This window comes from Ensifer adhaerens (genome assembly GCF_002940685.1).
GTDB lineage: Bacteria > Pseudomonadota > Alphaproteobacteria > Rhizobiales > Rhizobiaceae > Ensifer > Ensifer adhaerens_E.
Genome location: NZ_PNFP01000004.1, coordinates 466,066 through 489,845 on the forward strand (window position 1 = coordinate 466,066; position 23,780 = coordinate 489,845).

The window sequence follows — 23,780 nt, forward strand, 5'->3', positions numbered from 1 at the left end:
ATCGACGCATGCGACGCCTCCCCGGCCGAGTTGCGCCACGCGACGATTTGTCGAGGCGGAAAGAGACCTGGAGCCGTCGAAGGGCAAAAGCAGCGCACCATCACAGCTAACTTTATTTTAGCAACGCTGGATATTGCGTTAAACTGGCTGGCCAAGGGGTTTCGATTATCCGGAAGGCAGATGGAACGCAGGCTCGCCGCCGTGATGATTGCCGACGTTTGCGGCTATGGATTGCTCACCCAGGCCGACGAAGAGGGTACCTGCGCCCGGTTTCAGACCGACCTGCACGACCTGTTTGAGCAGAGGATCACCGCCCACCGCGGTCGACTGATCAAGACCATGGGTGATGGCCTGCTGGTCGAGTTTCACAGTGTCGTCGAGGCGGTTCGCTGCGCGGTGGAGGTGCAGCGCGCCAAATCTGCAAGCCGCGGCGTCGACGAAGGGCGGCTGGAGTTCCGCATCGGCATCAATCTCGGCGACGTGATCGTCGAGGGCGACGACATCCAGGGCGATGGCGTCATCATCGCCGAGCGGCTGCAGAGCCTTGCCGAACCGGGCGGCATCGTCATTTCCGGCACCGCCTACGACCAGGTCGAGAAGCACCTCGATGTCGGTTTCGTCTTCCTCGGCGAGCAGCGCCTGAAACATGTCGAAAAGCCGGTCAGGACCTATCGCCTGTGGGTGGACCAAACCCGCCCGGCAAAGGCAAAGGTCAGCGCGCGCCACCCGAAGCGCTGGGCAGCGCTCGGCTTATCTGCGGTGGTATTGGCAGCGCTTGCCGCTGCAGCCTGGTGGCGACCATGGGCGCCACCGGCAAATACCATCGAGGATCAGCCGGTGAATCTGAGCATGGCGGACAAAGCCTCGATCGCCGTGCTTCCCTTTGCCAATGTCAGCGACGATCCCAAACAGGATTTCTTCGCCAATGGCATGACTGACGGCCTTGTCACGGAACTTGCTCAGGTGTCCGGCCTGTTCGTCATCGCGCGCAACTCGACCTTCACCTACAAGGGCAGGTCGGTAACGCCGAGGCAAGTGTCAGAAGAACTGGGTGTCAGATATGTGCTTGAAGGCAGCGTACAGCGCGCCGGAGAACAACTCCGCATCAACGCCCAGCTCATAGACTCAGTGAGTGGCGGAAACGTTTGGGCAGGAAGGTTCGACGGGTCCCTTTCCGATGTCTTTGCGCTGCAGGACAAGGTGATGCGCGGTATTGCCGAGGCACTGGCGCTTCGGCTGAACCCTGACCAGCAGATGGCCTCCGGCCGCAAGGAAACGACCGTGCCCGAAGCTTTCGATGCGTTCCTGCGCGGCTGGGAGCACCACCGACGCACGACCCCCGAAGACTTTGAAAAAGCGGTGCCGTATTTCGAGCAGGCAATTTCGCTCGATCCGGCCTATGGGCGTGCCTATGCCGCGGCGGCCATGGTCTATGCGCGCATCTACCTGTGGCGTTGGCACTACCAGCTGGGGATTTCACGGGTCGAAGCGCGCGCAAGGGCATGGCAATATCTGCGCACCGCGCAGAAGCACAAGACAGCGCTGGCCTTTCAGGCCACGGCACTCCTGTCGGAAGCGGACTGGCAGCATGCCGATGCGCTCGCCGAGCTCAGACAGGCGATTGCGCTCGAACCCGGCGACTCCTGGAGCTACGCGCTGACGGCCTTCGTGCTGACCTGCGCCGGCCGGCCGGCGGAGGCCCTGCCCTATATCCGCACGGCCATGCGTCTGGACCCCCACCCTCCGTCCTTTTTCGTCTACGTTCTCGCGCTCACTCAATTCAGCCTGGAGGATTTCGAAGCGGCCGCGGCGGCAGCCAGGGACAGTATCAGGCTCAATCCCAAGGACGACGGCTCCTTCCTCCTCCTTGCCTCGGCAGCCGGGCAGCTTGGCCACCGCACGGAGGCCGAGCAAGCGGTGGCGCGTTTCAATGCCCTGCGCCTCAGCCGCGGAGGCATTGCCGTCACGCTCTCAGCGTACCCGCCGCTGGACCTGCAAAATCAGCAGATCCGCGACCAGTTCCACGAAGGACTGCGGCTGGCCGGCGTGCCCGAGACCTTGATGGATGCCGACTCCAACCTCCGGAACCAGCTGGCGGTCGGCGAAGCCCGCTCCTTGTTCCTTGGGCACCAGCTGCGTGGCCGCTTGCTGGATTCGGGAGAGGAACATCAAGCTCTGGTTTCAACCGACGGCATAGCCACTCTGACCGGTGATTGGGCCTCACTCGGTGCGGGTCGCATGACCGATGTCGAAGTCAGATTCGAGAAGGACGCGGTTTGTTTCCTGTGGCTGAAGACGACGAACCTCTGTGGCGTGGTCCTGCGCAACCCGGGAGGATCAAGGGCCAGGGAAAACGAATTCATCTGGTACCACGGCGACAGGGCCTTCACGTTCTCGCAGATCCGCTAGCCTCACCGGGTCTGCCGTTGCCGCCAAGCACTGCGCAATTGGTTCTCATCTACTGCGCCACACGCTGAAACACACTGACCTGAAAGGCCTGCGTCGCGTTGCCGGGCGTGGTGTGCACATGCCGCAGCGCTTCGACCAGCCGGAAAGAGGACCCGATCACGCCCGAGAGCGCCGCCGCATCGTAGCGCACCACCGGCAAACCGCTGCATCGCTCTGGCCCATCGGGCGCAAAGGTGGCGATGATGGCGTGCCCACCCGGTTTGACAGCCGCGATCAGCCGTTCGACATAGGCGCCGCGGTCGCCGGCATCGGTCAGGAAGTGAAACGCGGCGCGGTCGTGCCAGATATCGTAGGTCCGATCCGACTCCCATTGTGTCACGTCGAGGGCAAGCCATTGCACCTGACCGGCACGCGCACCGAGCCTTGCCTTGGCGGCATCGAGCGCCGCTGGCGAAAGATCGAGGACGGTGATCGCTTTCATGCCCTCATCAAGCAGCACATCCACCAGCCGCGAGGCGCCGCCGCCGATATCGATCAGCGACGACGACGGATCGGGCGCATATTTCCGGATAAGATCGAGGGAGACGGCCGGCGTATCCTCAAACCAGCTGACGCCCACCTCGCCTTTGGCTCGATAGGCCGCGTCCCAATGGCTTCGTCTGGTTTCGTCCGTCATCGAAGGGGTCTGCCTGCCGTGTTTTCAACCGTCGAGCGCCGTTTCATCGCGTATTCTAGCGCGACACGATGAAGATCGTTCGGAATTTCGGGTCTTCCCTACTGTCCAAGCAACCCGTCCAGCCAGCGCCGATCGAGCACCGCCTCCAGCTCGCCTGCGACATCGTCGAGTGCGGCATCGACCGACTGGCGATAGTTGCTGCCCCCGCCCTCGATGCCAAAACTCTGCAAGAGTGCCGAGCGATAGGCGTCGCTTGAAAACAGGCCGTGCAGGTAGGTGCCCATCACCCGGCCATCGGCCGAGAGCGCGCCGTCGGCGCGGTTGTCGATCCGCACCGACGGGCGATCGCAATCGGCACCTTGCGTCTTGCCCAGGTGGATCTCGTAGCCCTCGAGCGCGACATCATGCTCCAGCGACCAGGCGCGGCTGTTGCGCACGGTCTTTTCCGGCGCCATCTCGGTTTCGACGTCGAGCAGCCCAAGACCTTCGACGTCACGTTCGCCGCCCTCGATGCCGAGCGGATCGCTGACGCGCCGGCCGAGCATCTGGTAGCCGCCGCAAATGCCGATGACCCGGCCGCCGCGACGCACGTGGCGCTCAAGGTCGCGATCCCAGCCCTGGGCGCGGAAGTCGATAAGGTCGCCGATGGTCGATTTCGATCCGGGGATGACGACGAGGCCGGCATCATCAGGAATGGGATTGCCCGGCCGGACGAAGACGAGATCGACCTCGGGCTCGGCTGAGAGCGGGTCGAGGTCGTCGAAGTTGGCGATGCGCGACAGCACGGGTACTGCCACCTTCAGCGCCCGCCCCTCGCCGCGCGTCAGCTTCTCCAGCACCACCGAATCCTCGGCCGGCAACCGTGCGGCCGCCTTCAGCCACGGGACGACGCCGAAGCAGGGCCAGCCGGTGAAGCGGTGGACGGCGGCAATGCCGTCGTCAAACAGCGTGACGTCGCCGCGGAACTTGTTGATGAGATAGCCGGTCACCATTGGCCGGTCTTCGTCGGACAGGATCGCATGCGTGCCGACCAGCGAAGCGATGACCCCGCCGCGGTCGATGTCGCCGACGAGCACGACGGGCACGTCGGCGCGGGTGGCAAAGCCCATATTGGCGATGTCGCCGGCGCGCAGGTTGATTTCGGCCGGTGACCCCGCTCCCTCGACCACCACCAGATCGGCACCCGAAGAAATCTGCTCGAAGCTCTCCATCACGGCGCCAAGCAGCCTGGGTTTGAGCGCCTGATACTCCCGCCCCTTCGCCTGCCCCGCCACCTTGCCCTGGACGACGATCTGGCTGCCGACATCGGATTGCGGCTTCAGAAGCACCGGGTTCATGTGCACCGACGAGGGCACACGCGCGGCCAGCGCCTGCAGCCATTGCGCCCGACCGATCTCGCCGCCGTCATCGGATACGGCGGCGTTGTTCGACATGTTCTGCGGCTTGAACGGCCGGACTTTCAGCCCGTAGTTGGAAGCAAGCCGGCAGAGCCCTGCCACGAGTACCGATTTTCCGACATCCGAGCCGGTTCCCTGCAACATGATTTTGCGTGTCATGGGACAACCGGTAACACTGAAACGGGCAGCGGCAAAGGTCTGTTTCGACACGATTTCGCCGCAATTGAACCTTGCCGCTCACGCATTGTTTCGCGCCTTCGCAAGGCTTGTCGAAAATGTCGCGGCGGGTAGCCAGAATGCGACATCGCGTGGCGAGTTTGGTATTCAGTTTTTCGCAGCGCACACCTATATCAGCGGCATAGCAACAAGCCCCGGAGCAAAGGCCTCCGGCCTCTCAAGGTTTACGTCCATGCTGTATATCTTCAGCAAGCCCAACTTCGTCCAGATCGCCTGGAACTCCAAGGTTCCTTCCAGCCAGTCGCGCGTGCGCAACCTCGTCGTCGACGCCCCCTTCGGCCCGCTCGGCGTCATCCGCACCTCGAACGTCGGCTAAGCCGCGATCGGCGGCACGCCCTCCGACTTGAGCTTCCTCCCAGAGCTCTCCTCCTGCCGCCCCGCAAGGGGCGGCTTTTTTGTGGGGTCGCCGGCCCGCAAGGGGCGGCCTTCGGTCAACGCACATGGTCAGGCGAGCTGTGCGGCGCCAGCGACGAATAAGCCTCTTCAGGATCGCGTTGACGACATCGGGACGCTCCAGCGGCACATAGTGGCCGCAGTCGGGCACGATATGCAGTTCGCCCATCCGCGCGGTGCCCGCCTGCTCCGCACTTTTCTGCGGCCCGGGCGCGCAGTCGTCGCCACCGCTCACGACAACGACCGGCCCCCGAAACGCGGAGAGAACCTCATCCCGGCTCGGCCGGCTGTGAAAGACGGCAACGCCGCGTGCGACATCGTCAGGCGTTTGAGCGAGCGCGATCCGCCTCGTTTCGGCGATGGCGCGCGCAGTCGCCCTTGGCGAAAGCAGTGGCGCCCAGAGAAGGCGATAGGCTTCCTCCAGCCCTTTTTCGGCAAGCAGGGCAAGAGCGCCGCTGCATAGGGCGGGTTCAGGCCGATGCCTGGCCTTGGTGCCGATGAGAACAAGCGCGGCCACCCGATCAGGCGCCAGCGCCGCCACCTCGAGCGCGCAGGATCCGCCAACCGAGCACCCGACGACGATGAGCTTTTCACCAGTCGCCTGGCCGAGCACCGCGCTCGCCCACGCCTGGATGCTGTCACCGTAACCATAGAGCGTCGGCGCGTAGGTCGCATCTGGAAGGAGCGTCATCTGGCCTTCCCACATCGAGCCATCGAGCGGGAGCGCGTGAAGCAACAGCAATTGCAGTTTCATGACCGGGCCCGCCCCCTTTCGGCATCAAATGCGACCAGGACGAGCCTACAGGATGGAGCGACAATCACCAGCGGCAGGGCCACGCCAGACCACGGAGGCCTGAAAATGCGAAGGCCGCATCGACCTCTCTGCGAGGGATGCGGCCGCCAAAAAACACCTGGTCACTTCGGAGTAACGCACCGAAGGTTCGCTGAAAGCCCGGGACGCTAGAACCTGATCCGGACCGGCGGCAGTCCCCCGCCGCGAGAAGAACAATTAGCCGGACATCGTTACCGGATGGTTATTGAGGATTTAACCAAAGATGAATTCCGGACTTTTTTGTAAATTTTTCGCGACATGCGCGCCCTTTGGCATGACGCAATCACGACAGGAAACGTCAGGATCTCGACAGGGTTTTGAGGTCCGTGGTGCCCAGCGCCATTTTTTGCGGCAAGAATTGTCGCTATTGCTTAAATTCAGGGTCTCTCACGCACAAAATGCGCGCTTCAGCGATGTCGCAGACAGAACGCACGAGACCCCGCGCCGGCCGCACATCCGATTGAAGAGGTTGATTTCTCAGCGAGAAACCTTAGGCTTGGGTGGCGGTATAAGAGGAGATTGGCCGGCGACAGGGTTCCGCGGCCAGGGCTGAAAACGAACTCCCGCACCGTCCGCAGCAAGGGTGAACCTTGGCTTGATTGATGCCGAACCCCCAGGCTGCATCGTTGTTTCGGGTGACGGAGGATGCGTCGCGTCCGCCGTACATTCCCGTTTGGATCTTGGCTGCAAATAAGACTGGGAGGTCTTGCAACATGAAGAAACTCCTCGCTTCCACCATTCTCGCCGCTGGCCTCTATGCCATGGCGGGTTCCGCGCAGGCTGCGGAATGCGGTGAAGTCAGCATTGCCGAAATGAACTGGGCTTCCGCCGGCGTCGCCGCCCAGGTGGACAAGTTCATTCTGGAAAACGGCTACGGCTGCACCGTGACGCTGGTGACCGGCGACACCATGCCGACCTTCGCCTCGATGAACGAAAAGGCGCAGCCCGACATGGCGCCGGAACTCTGGGTCAACGCCGTGCGCACGCCGCTCGACGCAGCGATCAAGGAAGGCCGCCTGATCGAAGCCGCCAAGATCCTGAGCGAAGGCGGCGTCGAGGGTTGGTGGATCCCGAAATTCCTCGCCGACGCCCATCCGGATATCAAGACGGTCCAGGACGCGCTGAAGCATCCGGAACTCTTCCCGGCGCCGGAAGATTCGTCCAAGGCCGCCGTTCACAATTGCCCGTCGGGCTGGAACTGCCAGGTCTCGACCGCCAATCTCTACCGGGCACTGAACGCGGAGAAGGACGGCTTCCTGCTGGTCGACACCGGCTCAGCCGCCGGCCTCGACGGCTCGATTGCCAATGCCTTTGAAAAGAAGACCGGCTGGCTCGGCTACTACTGGGCGCCGACCGCCATCCTCGGCAAATACGAGATGACCCGCCTCTCCTTCGGCGTCGATCACGACAAGGCCGATTGGGACGCCTGCACCGCCGTGCCGGATTGCCCGACCCCGAAGGTCAACTCCTATCCGGTTTCCGACGTTTACACCGTCGTGACCAAGTCCTTCGCCGACAAGGCGAGCGTCGCCATGGACTACGTCAAGGCGCGCAAGTGGGACAATGGCACCGTCAACAAGGTTCTCGCCTGGATGGACCAGAACCAGGGCACCAACGAGGACGGCGCCAAGCACTTCCTCGCCGAGTTCCCGGATATGTGGACACAGTGGGTGAGCCCGGAAGTGGCCGAAAAGGTCAAGGCAGCGCTCTGATCGAAAATGACGGCAGGCGGACCGTGGAATCGGCCGCCTGCCCGTTCCGGTTTTGATGCCGGGACAGGGAACGATGGGGCGTCCTTGCGGGTTTCGTTTGAACGTTCATCGTCCCAGAGGCGGCGAACCGGGAGCCTTCGCGTCGCTATCAGGTAAGCGGACGCCACATTTCGCTGCCACAGTTTAAGTGCCGGGACCCAAAGAGGTCACCCAAGTGTGCGCCGTCATCGACCCGTTCGATGCCGAGACGCGGCCGGCTTTTAAAAAAACTTCCGGCCAAGAAGGGGAAACAAATGGCCTCCATCTGCAGTGTCTTGCCAGCGATGCTCTGCAAGTTCCCTGCCATTGACGAGAGCACGATCCGGCTCGCGCGCAAGGCCGTCGACGATAGCTTCAAGGGCTTCGTGCGATCCTACGGCAACGCCATCGACACGGTGGTCCAGCCGCTCCAATGGTTTTTGAACTATCTTGAGAGCCTGTTCGTCAGTTCGCCCTGGATCGTCATCCTGGCGCTCATGGTCGCAGTCGTCTATTTCGGCAGCCGCAACATCGCCATCACCATCGGAACGGCGCTGTCGATGATCACCATCGGCCTCGTCGGTCTCTGGAACGACACCATGGTGACGCTCGCCATGGTCACCGTCTGTACGCTGATCTCCATCCTGATCGGCATTCCGATCGGTATCCTGATGGCGCGCTCGGACCGGGTTCAGGCCTTCGTCAATCCGGTTCTCGACGTCATGCAGACGATGCCGAGCTTCGTCTATCTGATCCCGGTCGTCATGATCTTCGGCATCGGCAAGGTGCCGGGCCTGATCGCCGTCGTCATTTATGCGGTGCCGCCGATGATCCGGCTGACCAATCTCGGCATCCGTCTCGTCGACAAGGAAGTGCTGGAAGCGGCCGACGCCTTCGGTTCCTCGACCTGGCAGAAATTGAAGAACGTGCAGATGCCTCTGGCGTTGCCGACCATCATGGCCGGCATCAACCAGACGATCATGATGTCGCTGGCGATGGTCGTCGTCGCATCGATGATCGGCGTCGGCGGCCTCGGCAAGAACGTGCTGCAGGCGATCGCCAACCAGTTCTTCACCGTCGGCTTCCTCAACGGCTTTGCCCTTGTCGGCATCGCCATCATTTTCGACCGTACCAGCCAGGCCTTCGGCAAGCGGCTGCAAAAGCACTCGGAGGTTATCCATGGCTAGTCACGCGATCGAGGTGAAGAACCTCTACAAGATCTTCGGCCCCAACGGCCGCGACTTCGTCGATGCCGTCAAGAAAGGCATGGGCAAGGCCGAACTCAACGAGACGCACGGCCACGTGCTCGGCCTGCAGGACATCAACATCTCCATGCCCGCCGGCGGCGTCATGGTGGTGATGGGGCTTTCGGGCTCCGGCAAGTCGACGCTGATCCGCCACATCAACCGGCTGATCGACCCGACCGCCGGCGAAGTGCTCTATGACGGCGTCGACGTCTGCAAGATGAACGACAATGATCTCAGGGAATTCCGCCGCCACAAGACGGCGATGGTGTTCCAGAAGTTCGCGCTTCTGCCGCACCGCACCGTGCTCGACAACACCGTCTACGGCCTCGAGATCCAGGGCGTCGAGCGCAAGGAAAGCGAGAAGCGCGCCCGCGGCTGGATCGAGCGCGTCGGCCTGAAGGGCTTCGAGAACCACTACCCGAACCAGCTCTCGGGCGGCATGCAGCAGCGCGTCGGCCTTGCCCGCGCGCTCACCAACGATGCCGATATCCTCCTGATGGACGAAGCCTATTCGGCGCTCGACCCGCTGATCCGCGTCGACATGCAAACGGTGCTGCTCGACCTGCAGAAGGAACTGAAGAAGACCGTCGTCTTCATCACCCACGACCTCGACGAGGCGCTGCGCCTCGGCGACAAGATCGCCATCCTGCGCGATGGCCGCGTGGTGCAGCAGGGCACCGGCCAGGAGATCGTGCTTTCACCGGCCGACGACTACATCACCGCCTTCGTCAAGGAAGTGAACCGTGGACGGGTGATCAATGTCGAGACGATCATGCGGCCGCTGTCGGGCAATGCCGAAGGCGTGCCGCTGGTCACGGGCACGGTGCTTGAATCGGCGGCCCGCACCATGACTGCCGCCCGCGTCGCAACCGCCCACGTCGTCGACGTCAACGGCCGCCCGCTCGGCGCCCTCGACCTCTCGACGGTCATCGCCGCCATGGTGACGCCCGTGAGCCACGAGGACCGCGCGGCGGCGTGAGACTTGGCTGAACCTGGTTGAGACCGGCGCCTGCCCCTCATCCGCCTGCCGGCACCTTCTCCCCGTCCTGACGGGGAGAAGGGACACGTGGCAATGCCGCGCTCCCTCTCCAACGTCCCAATCTCTGACAGGCTGCCCGGCGGTCGGTACCCGACGACATCCTGCGGTTTTCCGAACTCATCATGGCCGTCTCTGGCGGCGGCCAAGCAACCGACGGCGAGCAACAGCCCTCGTCCCCTCGCCCCGCCTGCGGGGAGAGGGTTAGGGTGAGGGGCAAATTTCAGACAGTCATCTGGAAGATCAGTTCGTCGTGGTCGTCACCGTAGCAGCTGCCGGTTCCGTGACGCTGGCCGCGCTTGCGTCTTCCTTCGGCGGCAGGAACTTGTCGAGCAGCGCGATCATGTCGTCGTCGCGCGATTGCGCCGTCTTGCCGCCCATGACGACGGCGACGAGGCGGGTGTCGCCGCGCTTGGCCGAGGTCACGAGATTGTAGCCGGAGGCGTCGGTATAGCCGGTCTTGATGCCGTCGACGCCCTCGTAGCGCTTCATCACGCCGTTGTGGCCGCGCAGCTTCATGCCGCGAAACTCGATCGTCTTGTTGGCGAAAAGCTGGAATTCCTGCGGGTAGTCGCGCATCAGCGCGAGACCGAGCGTCGCCATGTCGCGCGCCGTCGTCACCTGGGCCGGATCCGGCAGGCCGTTGGCGTTCTTGAACACGGTGCTGTTCATGCCGAGCGTCCTCGCCTTGCGGGTCATCATCTCGCCGAAGGCGGTTTCGGTTCCGGCAAGCGTCTCGCCGATCACGACGGCGGCGTCATTGGCCGAGAGCACCACCATGCCCATGACCGCTTCGCGCACGGTGATCTGGCGACCGGCGCCAACGGCGAGCTTGAAGGGCTCCAGGCTGTTTGCGTGTTCCGAAACCGTCAGCTTCTGGTCCCAAGTGAGCGTGCCGTTCCGCAGCGCCTCGAAGGCGAGATAGATCGTCATCATCTTCGTCAGCGAAGCCGGGAAGTTCAGTTCGTCGGCATTGGCGGCCTCGAGGATCGAGCCGGTCTCGGCATTGATGACGAAATGGGCCTGCCCGGCGGCGGCAAAGGATGCGCTGCCAAGCAGCAGGCTTACGGAGACCGCGGCGGACGCGACCATACGGATAAGGGACTGCATATCGTGTTTTCTCGTTTCGACGCTATCGAACGACCTCGGGACGAAAATCGTGATCGAATTATGGAAGACGGACCGCGAAATACGGCAAGGGCCGCGTTTTCCACACGGCCGACATACCCCTGCCTTTTAAGGGCAAGGCGGCCGGGCGGCAAGCACCTGCGGCAATCGGCGCGCCAGTTTCGAGGCAGGCGGCTTTGCAGACAGTAACCCCAGCCCGGGTGGACCCGTCCGCGGTTTCACCGAGGTTTAACCTGATTGCAGCAAGGTGTGGATCTCCCGAGACCGGCCCTGCCCGAACGGCAGGACGGCCAGGAGCCATGAACCAACGATGCCGAACCGCGTCCCAGTCATTCGTTTTTAAGCCGCCATGCACCCGAACACAGCCACGGCAGAGCCTTCCACCGCGCGCCAGCGCGTGCCGGCGGCGTTCGATGCCGGCCTGGCGGAACTCGTCAATGGTCTTGCAGCACTACTCTCGGGCCTCGGCCTGTTCCTCATCGTCTTCACGCTGATCCCGTTCCAGGGCGCGGTGACGACGGATCCGAACGCCGCCAACGAAGGCAACATTATCAACCAGGTCGGCTACCTGGTGCTCGGCGCGCTCTATCTCTTCGCCATGCTGCTCACCGTCGACCGGCGGGTGCTCGCTCGCCTCGTCTCTCCGGCCTGGATCGCGATCTTTGCCATCGCCTATCTCTCCTGCCTGCAATCCTACGACCCGGCCGCCTCCGCCCGCGGCCTGACGCTGAGCCTCGTGGCGATGATCATGGTCGCCGGCGTGCTGGTGCTGCCAAAGAGCGAGAGGGATTTCGTCAATGCCGGCGCCAATGCGATCCTGCTCCTGATCCTGATCGACTATGCAGCGCTCTTCGTGGCCCCGGACCGCGCCATCCATTCGGCCTTCGGCGACGAGCCCTGGCATGCCGGCTTCTGGCGCGGCCATCTCCTCCACAAGAACGTCTCGGCGCCGGTCTTCTCCATTCTCTGCATGTTCGGCATCTATTGCCTGCGCGCCGGAGCCCCCTTGCGCGGCTGGGCGATCACGCTGCTTGCCGCCAATTTCGTGCTGCATACAGGTTCGAAGACGACGATCGGTTTCCTGCCGATCGCGATCGGCCTCGTCTTTGCCGGCCGCGCGGTGCGCAGCCCCGGGCTGATGATCCTTGCCCACCTCGCCATGTCGGTGCTGGTCTTCGGCCTGACCCTCGGCACCATCTATTCCGACGCGCTGCTTTCGATCACCAGGGTGCTGATCGACGATGCGACCTTCACCGGCCGCGACGACATCTGGAAATTTGCGAGCGCCAGCATCGCCGAACGACCCTGGCTCGGCCAGGGCTATGCCAGCTTCTGGCTGTCGCCGGTCATCATGGGCCTGGAGGCGAATTTCGAGGCAAGCTGGGACGTGCGCGGCATCGTCACCGGCCACAACAGCTACCTCGACGCGGTGCTGATGTTCGGCCTGCCCGGCGGCATCCTGATGACGGCCCTGCTCTTCGTCAAACCGCTCTTTGACTATGTGCGCGCCTACCGTCAGCCGCAGGGCCGCATCTTCGCGGATTTCTGCGTCATGGTCGTGATCTTCATGACCTATAACGCCATGCTCGAGAGCTTCTTCCTCAATCGTGCCGATCCGATGTGGCTGCTGACGGCGCTTGCCGTCTTCGGGCTCGGGCTTGCCGGCCGCATGCGCATGCGCGCGCGACAATAGTTGCTCTCCCAACGCGAATGGCTTGCAAAGACATAAAGATATCTTTATATCTCTCTGCACTCCATTCCAGCCGGGAAAAACCGATGACCGCAGCCACCAATGCCCTGTCCGCCCTGCTTGCCGAAAAAGGCGTTCTCCTTGCCGATGGTGCGACGGGCACCTCGCTGTTTGCGATGGGACTGGAGGCCGGCGAAGCGCCCGAGCTCTGGAACGAGACCAAGCCGGAAAACATCACCAAGCTGCACCAGGATTTTGTCGATGCCGGCGCCGACATCATCCTCACCAACACCTTCGGCGGCACCCGCCATCGCCTGAAGCTGCACCAGGCGGACGACCGCGTGCATGCGCTGAACAAGCGCGCCGCCGAGATCGCCCGCGCCGTTGCCGACGAGGCGCCGCGCAAGGTGATCACCGCCGGCTCCGTCGGCCCGACCGGCGAACTGCTGATCCCGCTGGGTGCGCTCTCCTATGAGGATGCAGTTGCCGCCTTCGTCGAACAGATCGAGGGCCTGAAGGCCGGTGGCGCCGAAGTCGCCTGGATCGAGACCATGTCTTCGCCGGACGAGATCCGCGCGGCCGCCGAAGCCGCTGCCAAGGTCGGCCTGCCTTACGTCTATACCGGCTCGTTCGACACCGCCGGCAAGACCATGATGGGCCTGCACCCGAAGGATATCCACGGCGTTGCCAACGACTTCGGCGACGGCCCGGTCGCCGTCGGCGCCAATTGCGGCGTCGGCGCTTCGGACATCCTCTCCTCGCTGCTCGACATGACCGAGGCAGCACCCCAGGCAACCGTGATCGTCAAGGGCAATTGCGGCATTCCGGAATTCCGCGGCTCCGAGATCCACTATTCCGGCACGCCGCCGCTGATGGCCGAATACGTGCGCCTTGCGGCTGACGCCGGCGCGAAGATCATCGGCGGCTGCTGCGGCACCACCTGCGGCCACCTCGCCGCCATGCGCGTCGCGCTCGACGAACATGTGCGCCGCGAGCGCCCGACGCTCGAGCTGATCATCGAAAAGATCGGCCCGTTGCGCAACAAGACCGCCAACGAGACGGCAGCAGCGCCCACCCGCGAGCGCCGCAGCCGCCGCGCCTGATCAAGCCAGGCAAGGCAAATCGACAAGCGAACGCCCCGGCATCGAAAGATCCGGGGCGTTTGCGTTTGTGCTTCGATGTCGCGGTTGCCTTAAAGGGCGGCGTTGTCGAAGGCCTTGGCGTCCGTTGCCCGCACAGCCATCGGCCCGCTTTTCGCCGCCTGGGTGAAGGCGCGGTAGAAGTCGAAGGCGCGCCCCATCTGGCGGGATCCTTCCTTGGAGAAGTGCCCGAAGTCCTCGAAGAGCGCGACGCCCTTGTCCTCGATCTTGCAGCTGTCTTCGTCGCAGAGATAGTCCATGAAGCTGACGACAGGATACTCGTCGGCGATATCCGCAACCACGTTCAGCACGTCGCGGTGGTATTCGCGCGCGGTCTTTAGCGCCGGCTCGCATTGCTGGTCCGAAAGGCCGAGCAGACGGGCTCTTGCCACGCAAAGCCCGGTATCGCGGCCGTCATGCGGCGTCGGCGCGACGAAGACGGGTTCGAAGCCGTTCGAGCGCAACCAGGTAAAGGTTGCCCGCAGGCCGTCGATGAGAAGCTTCGTCTCGGTCGCCACCTCGTTTCGACCGTCGACCAGCACCTTTTCTTCCTTCAGGTACTGGCTGAGCTCCGACGACAGCACGACGTAACGGATCGACCGGTTGGCGAGCAGGAAACGGCGGACCTCGTCGTTGTAGCGGGCGCAATCGTCCGACCAGTCGCGGCCGAGCCGCGGCACGATCGGCGAAAGGTTCAAGAACGGCCCGCAATTGTTCTTGGCAAGCTGCACCAGCCGCACGTCTGGCTTCGACGCGATGATGCCGTCGACGAGGTGTCGGGCAAAGGAATCGCCCCAGACGGCGACCTCAGGGGTCGGGCTCGAGGCGCAGCGCAGGTCGGCGACGGCATCGCACTTCTTGCCAAGGCCGACACTCGGCTCGGTCAGTTGCGCAAGCGCGCGGTTCCTGGCGGCGAAACCGTCCGAGCCGTCGAGCGTGAAGCCAAACGCGATCGCCACCGATCCGGCGGCAAGGGTCGCCCCGAAGACCGCGCGGCGGCTGAAGCGGCCGGGCTTGCGGAAAGGCTGTTCGACGAAGCGCCAGCTGAGATAGGCAAGCACGAAGCACAGCGCGATCAGCAGCGCGTAGCCTTCGGCCGGGATTTCGTCGATCGCCCGCAGCCGCGCGAAGGCAAAGACCGGCTGGTGCCAGAGGTAGAGGCTGTAGCTCATGAGGCCGATTGCGACCAGCGGCTTCAGCGACAGCAGCCTGCCAACGGTGGTATCGCCGCGGGCAAAGGCCAGAACGAGCGCGGTACCGAGCACCACCGGCACGGTTGTCCAGCCGGGATAGAAGGCCGAATCCGCCACGAACACATAGCTCGCGACGATCGCCAGCAGACCGAGGGCTGACAGAAGCTCACGGCTGCCTTTCGAAAGATCGAGTTTTTCGACGCCGACGAGCGCCAGCAATGCGCCGACGCCAAGCTCCCAGAAGCGGCTCGGCAGCAGGTAGAAATTCGCGGCCGGGTCCAGGTTCGCAAGGACCTGCGTCGCGGCAAAACTCAGGAGCACCAGCCCCGCCACCACCTTTAGGAGTGTTGCCCGCGAGGAGCGGCGAAGGAGGAGCAGAAGCAGCGGGAACACGAGGTAGAACTGCTCCTCGACCGCCAGCGACCAGGTGTGCAGCAATGGAAGCAGCGCCGTGCTCGGCGCGAAGTATCCGGTCTGGTCCCAGAAGAAGAAGTTCGAGGCAAACAGGTTCACCGCGTAAAGGCTCTTGCCGAAGCTGTTGAGCTCTCCCGGCAGCATCCACATCAGCGCAAACGGAACAGAGACGGCGGAGATCAAAAACAGCGCCGGCGCGAGGCGGCGGGCGCGCCGCTCATAGAAACGCACGATGCTGAAACTTCCGTCGCCGATCTCGCGGTGGATGATCGCGGTGATGAGGTAGCCGCTGATGACGAAGAAGACATCGACGCCGGCAAAGCCACCGGAGACAAGGCCGAAACCGGCATGGAACAGGAGGACCGGCACGACGGCAAGCGCGCGCAGTCCATCGATTTCGGGTCTATATCGCATCAGCAGAGGAAACACTCGGGTGGCGGGGGCCGCTCGTTAACACAATCCTGACAATGGAACCATTGTCGCGCGGTCCGTATCCACATGCGTGCATTCTAAAGTTCCAGTGGCAAATGCCGCCGGAACAGGACCTGCCGGCACAAAGCAGGCCGAAGATGGCGAGACTGGGGCTATTTCAGAATATGCCGGCGCCAGGCATCGAGCCCGATCTCGATGTCCTTGCGCCCGAAGCCGACGCGGAAGCGGTCGGTGGCGACAGACAGAAGATCCGAAACGAAGAGGCTCGACGGCAAGAGCAGCACGCCCGCCTCTTCCACCAGTCGCCGGCAATGGCTCTCGACGCCATCGGCGCCGAGATAGCGGGCAAAGCCGACGCAGCCTCCGTCCGGCGCCCGCCAGTCATAAAGATCGGGGAACTCCCCGAAGAACGCGCCGAGCGTTTCGAGGTTGGCTGCAACCAGCGCGCGGTTTCGATCGAGGATCGTCGCACGCGCCTTGAGCGCGATCGTTGCCAGCACTTCCGACGGCCGCGAATTGCAGATGGACAGGTAGTGCTTCATCTTCTCCATGCGCTCGAGCAGCGCATGATCGCGGCAGGCGATCCAACCGATCCTCAGGCCCGGAAGCCCATAGGCCTTGGACATGACGTTGAGCGAGACGCCGCGCTCGAAGAGTTCGGCCGCCTGCGGCAGCCGCAGCGCAGGATCGCGCTCGAGGCCGCGATAGACCTCGTCGCTGAAGAGATGGATGCCGCGTTCGGCGCAGAGCGTCGAAAGCGCCGCAAACGTTTCCTGGTCGGCAATCGCACCGGTCGGGTTGTTGGGGAAATTGATGCAAATGAGCTTCGTGTTCGGCTTCAGCGCCGCCCTGACATCGGCGATGTCGAGCCGCCAGTCGTTTTCCGGGCGGAGCGGCACGCCGGTGACAGAACCGGCGATGGTGACCGGCAGGGTTTCCATTGACTGATAGTTCGGCACCGTCACGATCGCATGGTCGTCCGGCCCGAGCAGCGCCAGCATGGCGCAATAGAGCCCCTCCTCCGCGCCGGCAAAACAAAGGATGTCGGCCGCCGTGATCCCCTCATAGGTGGCGGCAATCGCTGCCCTCAGAGCCGGCGCGCCCCAGGTTTCGGTATAGCCGAGCGCGATGTTCTCCCAGGCGGCGCGGTCCTCGGCGTCGGCAAGCGCCAGAAGAGCGCTCATGCTCGTCGTCTGGCTGTCGCTCGCGGTCATATGGTGACGAGCGCTGAACTCCCAGCGGGAGAAATGGGTTTCAAGCCGAAAATCAGGCAAGGTCGTCATGGAAGTCTCCTCCTCACGCGGACAGAGGCGCGCGAACGATTATGGGTCAGGCAAGTCCCGGAGGGCCGCGAAGCGGTCTTCGTCCGAAGTTGCGCCCAGCAATCAGGGCGCCTCGCCGCGGGCGGCGGCGAGATAGTTGTAGATCGAGGCGCGCGAGGCGCCGATGAGGCCTGCGAGGTGATCGACGGCGTTGCGGGTCTGGAACAGGCCGCGCTCGTCGAGTGCCGCCACCAGCGCGACGCGATCGCCGCGCTTGAGCGCCGAGAGCGCCACCCCCTTCTCCTTCAGCCAGCCATGCAGGGTGGCGTTGATCTCCTCGCGCCAGTCGCGCGAAAACAGCGCCTGCGGCTTGGGCTGCTCGGCGCCGGCGAAAGCCGAGAGCAGCTTCACCGCCTGATCGATCATCGACATGTCGAGATTGATGCAGAGCAGACCGACCGCTTCGCCCGCCCCGTCGCGCAACACGGCGGAGATGGACTTGAAGCGCCGGCCGTCGGTGCCGCTCTTCTCGTAGGGCCCGAGCACCGCCTCGGTGCTGCCAAGGGCTGCGAACTCCTCTTCAATCAGCGAATCCTCGCCGACCGCGCGACCGGAAAAACAGTTCCATATCCCCGCGATCGTGCCGGCCTTGAGGTCGTGCAGAACCACTTCCCCATGCGGGTAAAGCAGAGCGCTGATTGCAGCGGCGGTCGGCGCGTGCGTGGCAAGGATGGAAGCGAAGGCGGGTGCAATGGTCATGCGCCGTTTATGCGCAAATTTGGACTTATTGTCAATATTGGACAATACGTTCATATTCAGCATATGCGCTTGCGCTTGCACACCGCTGACTGCTGGCCTATCCCCGATCTCGGGAAGATTCGCGGCTTGCCTGTTCGTGTCCGGCCCAGGGACGAAACCCTGCGGCGACAAAGGCGCTACAGCAGCCCCCGGCGTTTTCTCAAAACGTACGGCGCGATCGCAAATGCAGACGGGAGACTTACATGAACGCCGGCCCAGCCTCTTTTCCCGACCGGGACACCGTCGCCGAAAAACTCGGGATTTTCAGCGAGGCCGACCAGTCCTTCCTGCGCCTGCTGATGGAAAACCCGGAGCAGGACGAGCGGCTGATGGACGGCCTCTATCGTCACCTCGACATCGCCTCCGAGGCGAAGTTCCTGAATTCTCTGAAGCTCGAAAAGCTCGGGCAATGGCTCGGCAGCCACGCCCCCGCGCGCCTGCAGATGCGCCTGATGGAAGCCGGCCGCTCCAGCCAGCACGCCGCCTATCAGGCCTTCAAGGCGGGTCTCTCGAAGGCCGGCGGCCTGGACCGCGCCTTCCCGAAGGCTTGAGGCGACAGGTGACCAACACTCGCACGTGACGGGTGCCCCCTCACTGTCCTGCCGGACATCTCTCCCCGCAGGCGGGGAAAGAGCCGGTAGGCGCACCCTCCGGTGCCAGACCTCAACGTCAGCGACAATCTCAGCCTTCACGATGGGCGAAACGGTCGCCACTTGTTCCCTTCTCCCCGTCATAACGGGGAGAAGGTGCCGGCAGGCGGATGAGGGGCAAACCCTCACCGCATAGATAAGGGTACGTCCTCACCTCGCGGTTGAGGGCTGCCCCGCCCCACTCGACATCACTTCCCAGCGCCACCGAGCCCCTTCGCCAACCGCACCAGATTGACGAACTCAGCTCGATAGCCGAACGGGTCGGCGCCCTTGGCGGCTGATGCGAGATCGATGACTGTGTCATAGGAATAGTCGTCGAGCGCCGTCACGCCGGACAGCTTCTGTCCGAAGGCGGCGACGGCCACGGAGAAGCGCACGTCACCCGATGCCTGATCGAGCGACGGCACCGCATTGGCCTCGGTCACCGGCGTGGTGATCAGTTCGCTCCTGTCGCCGTCCGGCTTCTTGTAGCGGATCTTCAGGAAGGCGAGCTCGCCGCTATTTGCACCTGTCTCTGCCGCCGGTTTTTCCGCCTCCGCGTAGCGCAGGTCGTCGTTCAGCACCGCCGGGCTGCCCTTCGGCGTCACCTCGTAGATTGCCGTCACGCTGTGGCCGGAGCCGATGTCGCCGGCGTCCACCTTGTCGTTGTTGAAGTCCTCCCGCTTCAGCGCGCGGGTTTCATAGCCGATCAGGCGGTATTCGGCGATCGCGGCCGGGTTGAACTCCACCTGCAGCTTGACGTCCTTGGCGATCGCAAAGAGCGACGAGCCCGCCTCCTCGACCAGCGTCTTCTGCGCTTCGGCAAGCGTATCGATATAGGCGGCCGTGCCGTTGCCGTTCTGGGCGATCGTCTGCATCAGCGCATCGTTGTAATTGCCGCGACCGAAGCCGAGAACGGAGAGGAAGATGCCGCTCTTGCGCTTCTCCTCGATCAGCCGCTTCAGGTCCTCGTCGCTCGACGGACCGACATTGAAGTCACCATCCGTCGCCAGCATGATGCGGTTGACCCCGCCCTTGACGAAGGCCTTCTCGGCAAGCCCGTAGGCCGCGTCGATGCCTTCGGCGCCGGCGGTCGAGCCGCCGGGCTGCAAGGTATCGATGGCTGCAAGGATCTTCGCCTTGTCTTTCACCGCTGTCGGCTCAAGCACCGTCCCGGCATTGCCGGCATAGGTGACGATCGAGACCGTATCCTCCGGCTTCAATTTCTCGACCAGCAGCCGGAAGGCGCCCTTCAGGAGTGGCAGCTTGTCGGGCTCGTCCATGGAGCCGGAAACGTCGATCAGGAAGACGAGGTTCGCCTTCGGCGCTTCGGCCGGCACGACGTCGTAGCCCTTGATCGCCACATGCATCAGCCGCGTGCCGCCGTTCCAGGGGGTCGGCGTCACGGTCACAGTCGCCTTGAAGGGCTGGGCAGCGCTTTCCGGGCGCGGCCAGTCATAGGGGAAATAGTTGACCATCTCCTCGACCCTGACTGCGTCGCGCTCCGGCATCTGCCCTTCCATCAGCGAGCGGCGCACGAAGGCGTAGGATGCCGTGTCGACGTCGACCGAGAAGGTCGAGACCGGATCGGTCGCAACGCTCTTCACCGGATTGGCGTCGGCCTTGCCGAAACGTTCGCGGTTTTCCGATGGCGCAGCGATCAGCTCCTCCTGGACCACGGGGGCCGGCAGGTATGTCATCTGCGGCTGCGCACCGCCGACGGCCGAGAGCGGAGCGACGCTGTCGCGTGCAACACTGTTGGCCATCGCATCGGCCTGCGCAGCAGGGGCCGCAGCCTCGCTCTCGGCCTGTACGGTCGAGGGCGCCTCCACGGTTTTCGCTTCCTGCTGGCGGGCGCGTTCGTCGGCAGCCGCCTTCCTGGCAGCGACCTGGGGCTCTGGCTTCTGCCGTGCTTCTTCCTTGCTTATTTCCCCCTTCAGCGCGATCTCCTGCGCACACTCGCCGAAAGGCGCGCCGTCACGCGACAGCTCGAAGGTCAGGAAAGCGGCGGCGGGCACGACGAGAAGGGTTGCCAGTGCCGATCCGGCAAGCAGTTTCCGGTTCATGATGGGGCTCCATATCCGGTTGAAGATGGAGCTTTGACGAACCGGGAATGACGATCCTTGGGTGGCACTCGAATTTTTCTCGGCCTCGTCGAAAGATTGCATGGCGGCTGCCAGCGCGCGGGCGCGCGCTTCGGCGGAAGCCTTCGGCGGGATCAGCCCGGAGAGCTTTTCGAAATCGTCGCGCATGGTCACACTGCCTCCTTGCCCAGCAATGTCTTCAGGCGCTTGCGCGCCTCGTGCACATGCCAGGATATGGTTGCCTCCGAACAGCCGAGCACGTCGGCCGCAGCCTGATGGCTCAAGCCTTCGGCGTAGACGAGCAGCACCGCATCGCACTGTTTTTCCGGCAGCGCTCGCACCGCCGTCCACAGCGCCTCGCGCTGTTCTTCGTCCGGATCTTCAGGCGGTGCAACCGTCGCCTGCTCGCTGGCATAGGCCTGCATACGGCGATCGTCGCGCGTCTGCCGCCGCCTGTGGTCGCGCGCGGCATTCAGCGTCAGCGTATAGAGCCAGGTGCGAAACCGGCTGGTGCCGCGAAAGCCGCGGATCGCCGCGCCCAGCCGCAGGCAGACATCCTGGGCGATGTCGTCCGCATCCGACACGTTGCCGGACCAGCGCCAGGCGACCGCATGGACAAAATCATAGTGTCGTTCGACAAGCGCACCAAACGCCTGCCGGTCTCCACTTACCGCCTTTTCGACGAGTTCAGCGTCCAAATCCGTGCCCGCCCTCACCTCATTTGAACCTTAGACGTTGCAGGCCGATCATTCCTTGGGTGCAAGCGAAGATTTTTTTCCGGATGAGGAAAAGTGCGTGCGCCCATATCCCGCGCCCATGGAAAGTCAGCGCGGAAACTGTCCGACGACGGCGATGATCGGGCCCATGGGAAACAGCCGATCGTGGCGGTTGATATCAGGCGCATAGACGCTCGAAATCGTGCCGTCGAGGAAGAGCGCATTGGGACAATCGAGCGCATCACGGAACAGCGTCGCGAAGTCGTGGAAGCGCACCGGGCGCTTCGAGACGACGAAGACCACCTCGCCCTCTGCCGTCACGCCGACACCGTTGCGGGTCTTGAAGCTGGTGCTGTCAGCCAGGAAGCGCGGATGCAGCTTGCCGTCGATGACGAGCATCGGCCCGGATTGGGTGGCGTAACGCGGAGCGATCCTGGCATCGCGATAGGCGTCGGCCGCCATCACGCCCGCCTTGCCGTCCTCGACATAGAACACGCCGTTCGGCAGCAGGTGGAAATTGCCCCAGCCCGTATTGGTGTTGAGCGGCGCCTGCGCACGCCCCTCCTCGATATGCAGGCCGACCGGCGACAGGTCCTCGTGATACATGCCGCCATTCATGGCAAAGGCCATGTATTCGTCGCGATGGCGCAACTCCAGCGACAGCGCCCGGAACGAGCGGAACGGCACGCCCGCCTGGTCCTTGTTGTAGACGCGGATGTCGCTTGTCGCCGGATCGAAGCTGCAGGTCACATAGTCCTGCCCGAGATGACTGACATCGCGGCAGGCGCCGAGCGCCGGACCGGCAAGGCCCGCCGACAGGAAAGCACCGACGAGGAAGGGTTTTGGGAAAAGCGGCATGGCAAAAGGTCCAATCGAATCAGACGTCAAGCATGACGCAGATTAAGGCGGTTCTGGCGCAGGATCGGAAGCGAAGCACTGCAACCGCCATCGTCGCTGGACAAGTTCAGGTCGGAGTTCGCCGACGACTACGCCTGCGCCGATTGCTTGGCGAGGAAGAGGTGGAGAAACGGCTTCAATTGCCCCAAGTCCGCAGGCAACCGCGCCTGGCGGCTCCCCATTGGCTCCAAGATCACAGGATCGCGGCGGAAATCGCCGGAGGTAGCAATGCGACCGCTTGATCTCCGCAACGCCGAGGTTGCGCGCGAGGGTCATTATCGGCCGGGCTAGCCTAAACGGGCGCTGCAGCGGAGCCTGACACTTGGCCGAACCTGTTGGAGTTCTTCGAGCCAGGGGTAACGATGATTGCAACATGGACCGCCAGCACCAAGATGCCCGTGAGAATGGTTGCGATCAGGGAGTCAACTGCCTCGAAATGGCCGTGGACCAAGTGAAGCAAAAAGACCGAAGGGGTCCACCAGCCGCTCTGATCGAAGTCATGCAGTCGCCTCACCATCAAGCACAGGCTGGCGATGATAGCCAGCACATAGGTTAGGGCGACCATTCCATGAATCACTGAAAGCGCTTGTCGATCTCCGACCATCGCCATCAGGCGAGTGAGCGCGGATACCGCGACCGCAGCGATAGCGACAACTGCCACGTTGAACAGGAAATAGCGAAGACGATTAAGCCTACCCTGTAACGAGAATGTTTTGAGCATTGTACCCATTGCAACTGATCGAGTGAGGACCGGATGGCTGAGGCCAGACCTGCCGCTAGCCAGCCGCCAGCAGCCCCATCGCCATGACGAGGCCGTAACATCCGGCGGCGGCTGCAAGTCCGAAAATCACGCAGAGACAGGCAAAGCCGCCGACGCCGGACAGCAGGTATGATTTGGGGTCGCGGTTGAGCACATCCTGCGACAGTGACAAAAGCAGCCGCTTTTCCCTGAGCGTCGTTGCCAGCTTTACCGCGTGGCGCCTGGCTTCCTTCTGCACCAGACGAAAATTGCTGCCGATTGCCAGGAAGGTCAGAAACAGGCCGAGTGCGCTGACAGTGAGCGCGAACTTCCTGAGGATGTCGATCGCGCCAGGCAGAAGATCGCCGGCAAACACCGAACGATCGACCAGCGCGTCGAAGCCGGTGATGCAGGCGGCGATGACGGCCGCATGGCCGGCGCCGACCGCCAGCAGGCGTTTGTAGGCCTCGTTCAAAATCTGGCTGTTGGCCGCGTGAATGCTGTCAAGCCGAGAGATCTGCGCTTCCACATCCTCGCGCGACAGATGCGGAGGATAGTTGCTCACGGATACGACTGGGCTACCTCTCATACGATGGACTCCAACGCCACGCCGTCCAGATCGTTATAAATTCGATAATATTACCTTTCCACGACACCTCCAATTTTAGTCATTTTGGAGATTTGCACCATATTTGCGCGCCA

At 63.3% G+C, this 23,780-nt stretch carries 18 protein-coding genes and 1 pseudogene; 7 read left to right on the forward strand and 12 right to left on the reverse strand.

Annotated features, from left to right (window positions below):
• The first annotated feature begins 30 nt into the window (after positions 1-30).
• Positions 31-2,409 carry an adenylate/guanylate cyclase domain-containing protein gene (locus C1A35_RS10800; RefSeq protein WP_234822846.1) on the forward strand — a complete coding sequence of 793 codons (2,379 nt, stop codon included), beginning with the start codon at positions 31-33 and terminating at the stop codon, positions 2,407-2,409.
• Positions 2,410-2,458: 49 nt separating this feature from the next.
• Here the strand turns inward: C1A35_RS10800 and C1A35_RS10805 are convergent, their stop codons facing one another.
• The 3 genes and pseudogenes from C1A35_RS10805 to C1A35_RS36365 all read right to left on the reverse strand — a co-directional run.
• Positions 2,459-3,085, reverse strand: a complete 627-nt coding sequence (locus C1A35_RS10805; RefSeq protein WP_104664313.1) for a class I SAM-dependent methyltransferase — start codon at positions 3,083-3,085, stop codon at positions 2,459-2,461.
• A 98-nt stretch (positions 3,086-3,183) separates the two neighbouring features.
• Entirely contained in the window at positions 3,184-4,641 is a 1,458-nt protein-coding gene (locus C1A35_RS10810) for a cobyric acid synthase (protein WP_104664383.1), read from the reverse strand.
• 580 nt (positions 4,642-5,221) lie between these two features.
• Positions 5,222-5,866 (reverse strand): annotated as a pseudogene (locus tag C1A35_RS36365) (alpha/beta fold hydrolase); the annotation flags it as partial.
• Between the two features lie 791 nt (positions 5,867-6,657).
• On the opposite strand from C1A35_RS36365, the gene C1A35_RS10820 reads away from it, so the two are divergent.
• The 3 genes from C1A35_RS10820 to C1A35_RS10830 all read left to right on the forward strand — a co-directional run bounded on the left by C1A35_RS10820 (position 6,658) and on the right by C1A35_RS10830 (position 9,900).
• A complete protein-coding gene (locus C1A35_RS10820) occupies positions 6,658-7,656 on the forward strand; it encodes an ABC transporter substrate-binding protein (protein ID WP_104664315.1) in 999 nt (332 codons plus the stop codon).
• A 293-nt stretch (positions 7,657-7,949) separates the two neighbouring features.
• Positions 7,950-8,861 (forward strand): ABC transporter permease, encoded by a 912-nt coding sequence (locus C1A35_RS10825; protein ID WP_104664316.1) that lies wholly within the window; start codon positions 7,950-7,952, stop codon positions 8,859-8,861.
• Positions 8,854-9,900 carry a quaternary amine ABC transporter ATP-binding protein gene (locus tag C1A35_RS10830; protein ID WP_104664317.1) on the forward strand — a complete coding sequence of 349 codons (1,047 nt, stop codon included), beginning with the start codon at positions 8,854-8,856 and terminating at the stop codon, positions 9,898-9,900. The genes C1A35_RS10825 and C1A35_RS10830 overlap by 8 nt, the downstream gene beginning before the upstream one ends.
• Positions 9,901-10,200: 300 nt before the next feature.
• Here the strand turns inward: C1A35_RS10830 and C1A35_RS10835 are convergent, their stop codons facing one another.
• The gene (locus C1A35_RS10835) at positions 10,201-11,067 is read right to left on the reverse strand and encodes a D-alanyl-D-alanine carboxypeptidase family protein (protein WP_104664318.1); all 867 of its coding nucleotides are present in this window, start codon (positions 11,065-11,067) and stop codon (positions 10,201-10,203) included.
• A gap of 367 nt (positions 11,068-11,434) precedes the next feature.
• On the opposite strand from C1A35_RS10835, the gene C1A35_RS10840 reads away from it, so the two are divergent.
• Together C1A35_RS10840 and bmt are read left to right on the forward strand one after the other, a co-directional pair.
• The gene (locus tag C1A35_RS10840) at positions 11,435-12,778 is read left to right on the forward strand and encodes an O-antigen ligase family protein (RefSeq protein ID WP_104664319.1); all 1,344 of its coding nucleotides are present in this window, start codon (positions 11,435-11,437) and stop codon (positions 12,776-12,778) included.
• Between the two features lie 83 nt (positions 12,779-12,861).
• A complete protein-coding gene (gene bmt, locus C1A35_RS10845) occupies positions 12,862-13,878 on the forward strand; it encodes a betaine--homocysteine S-methyltransferase (RefSeq protein ID WP_104664320.1) in 1,017 nt (338 codons plus the stop codon).
• An 89-nt stretch (positions 13,879-13,967) separates the two neighbouring features.
• Here bmt and C1A35_RS10850 read toward each other — a convergent pair whose 3' ends face one another.
• From C1A35_RS10850 to C1A35_RS10860, 3 genes are all read right to left on the reverse strand, one after another.
• Positions 13,968-15,935 (reverse strand): acyltransferase family protein, encoded by a 1,968-nt coding sequence (locus C1A35_RS10850; protein WP_104664321.1) that lies wholly within the window; start codon positions 15,933-15,935, stop codon positions 13,968-13,970.
• A gap of 170 nt (positions 15,936-16,105) precedes the next feature.
• Positions 16,106-17,236 (reverse strand): aminotransferase class I/II-fold pyridoxal phosphate-dependent enzyme, encoded by a 1,131-nt coding sequence (locus tag C1A35_RS10855; RefSeq protein ID WP_104664322.1) that lies wholly within the window; start codon positions 17,234-17,236, stop codon positions 16,106-16,108.
• Between the two features lie 102 nt (positions 17,237-17,338).
• Entirely contained in the window at positions 17,339-17,974 is a 636-nt protein-coding gene (locus C1A35_RS10860) for a helix-turn-helix transcriptional regulator (RefSeq protein ID WP_104664323.1), read from the reverse strand.
• Positions 17,975-18,216: 242 nt separating this feature from the next.
• On the opposite strand from C1A35_RS10860, the gene C1A35_RS10865 reads away from it, so the two are divergent.
• Positions 18,217-18,564 (forward strand): hypothetical protein, encoded by a 348-nt coding sequence (locus C1A35_RS10865; RefSeq protein ID WP_104664324.1) that lies wholly within the window; start codon positions 18,217-18,219, stop codon positions 18,562-18,564.
• 287 nt (positions 18,565-18,851) lie between these two features.
• On the opposite strand, the gene C1A35_RS10870 is transcribed toward C1A35_RS10865, so the two are convergent.
• The 5 genes from C1A35_RS10870 to C1A35_RS10890 all read right to left on the reverse strand — a co-directional run bounded on the left by C1A35_RS10870 (position 18,852) and on the right by C1A35_RS10890 (position 23,667).
• Positions 18,852-20,894, reverse strand: coding sequence for a vWA domain-containing protein (locus tag C1A35_RS10870; protein WP_440271515.1), 2,043 nt, complete (start codon positions 20,892-20,894; stop codon positions 18,852-18,854).
• Positions 20,895-20,896: 2 nt separating this feature from the next.
• Positions 20,897-21,424 (reverse strand): RNA polymerase sigma factor, encoded by a 528-nt coding sequence (locus tag C1A35_RS10875; protein WP_104664325.1) that lies wholly within the window; start codon positions 21,422-21,424, stop codon positions 20,897-20,899.
• Between the two features lie 126 nt (positions 21,425-21,550).
• Complete coding sequence (locus tag C1A35_RS10880) at positions 21,551-22,300, reverse strand: phosphodiester glycosidase family protein (protein WP_104664326.1); 750 nt, start codon at positions 22,298-22,300, stop codon at positions 21,551-21,553.
• A 331-nt stretch (positions 22,301-22,631) separates the two neighbouring features.
• A complete protein-coding gene (locus tag C1A35_RS10885) occupies positions 22,632-23,069 on the reverse strand; it encodes a DUF805 domain-containing protein (protein WP_234822847.1) in 438 nt (145 codons plus the stop codon).
• Positions 23,070-23,115: 46 nt separating this feature from the next.
• Positions 23,116-23,667, reverse strand: a complete 552-nt coding sequence (locus C1A35_RS10890; RefSeq protein ID WP_158665045.1) for a hypothetical protein — start codon at positions 23,665-23,667, stop codon at positions 23,116-23,118.
• Between the last annotated feature and the right edge of the window lie 113 nt (positions 23,668-23,780).

What these genes read in the sequence shown, in the direction of transcription:
- C1A35_RS10825 (WP_104664316.1), top strand. Translation starts at nt 7,950, where the DNA reads ATGGCCTCCATCTGCAGTGTCTTGCCAGCGATGCTCTGCAAGTTCCCT.
- C1A35_RS10840 (WP_104664319.1), top strand. Translation starts at nt 11,435, where the DNA reads ATGCACCCGAACACAGCCACGGCAGAGCCTTCCACCGCGCGCCAGCGC.
- C1A35_RS10850 (WP_104664321.1), bottom strand. Translation starts at nt 15,935, where the DNA reads ATGCGATATAGACCCGAAATCGATGGACTGCGCGCGCTTGCCGTCGTG.
- C1A35_RS10865 (WP_104664324.1), top strand. Translation starts at nt 18,217, where the DNA reads ATGAACGCCGGCCCAGCCTCTTTTCCCGACCGGGACACCGTCGCCGAA.
- C1A35_RS10830 (WP_104664317.1), top strand. Translation starts at nt 8,854, where the DNA reads ATGGCTAGTCACGCGATCGAGGTGAAGAACCTCTACAAGATCTTCGGC.
- C1A35_RS10855 (WP_104664322.1), bottom strand. Translation starts at nt 17,236, where the DNA reads ATGACGACCTTGCCTGATTTTCGGCTTGAAACCCATTTCTCCCGCTGG.
- C1A35_RS10870 (WP_440271515.1), bottom strand. Translation starts at nt 20,894, where the DNA reads ATGCGCGACGATTTCGAAAAGCTCTCCGGGCTGATCCCGCCGAAGGCT.
- C1A35_RS10835 (WP_104664318.1), bottom strand. Translation starts at nt 11,067, where the DNA reads ATGCAGTCCCTTATCCGTATGGTCGCGTCCGCCGCGGTCTCCGTAAGC.
- C1A35_RS10860 (WP_104664323.1), bottom strand. Translation starts at nt 17,974, where the DNA reads ATGACCATTGCACCCGCCTTCGCTTCCATCCTTGCCACGCACGCGCCG.
- C1A35_RS10805 (WP_104664313.1), bottom strand. Translation starts at nt 3,085, where the DNA reads ATGACGGACGAAACCAGACGAAGCCATTGGGACGCGGCCTATCGAGCC.
- bmt (WP_104664320.1), top strand. Translation starts at nt 12,862, where the DNA reads ATGACCGCAGCCACCAATGCCCTGTCCGCCCTGCTTGCCGAAAAAGGC.
- C1A35_RS10820 (WP_104664315.1), top strand. Translation starts at nt 6,658, where the DNA reads ATGAAGAAACTCCTCGCTTCCACCATTCTCGCCGCTGGCCTCTATGCC.
- C1A35_RS10810 (WP_104664383.1), bottom strand. Translation starts at nt 4,641, where the DNA reads ATGACACGCAAAATCATGTTGCAGGGAACCGGCTCGGATGTCGGAAAA.
- C1A35_RS10885 (WP_234822847.1), bottom strand. Translation starts at nt 23,069, where the DNA reads ATGGGTACAATGCTCAAAACATTCTCGTTACAGGGTAGGCTTAATCGT.
- C1A35_RS10880 (WP_104664326.1), bottom strand. Translation starts at nt 22,300, where the DNA reads ATGCCGCTTTTCCCAAAACCCTTCCTCGTCGGTGCTTTCCTGTCGGCG.
- C1A35_RS10890 (WP_158665045.1), bottom strand. Translation starts at nt 23,667, where the DNA reads ATGAGAGGTAGCCCAGTCGTATCCGTGAGCAACTATCCTCCGCATCTG.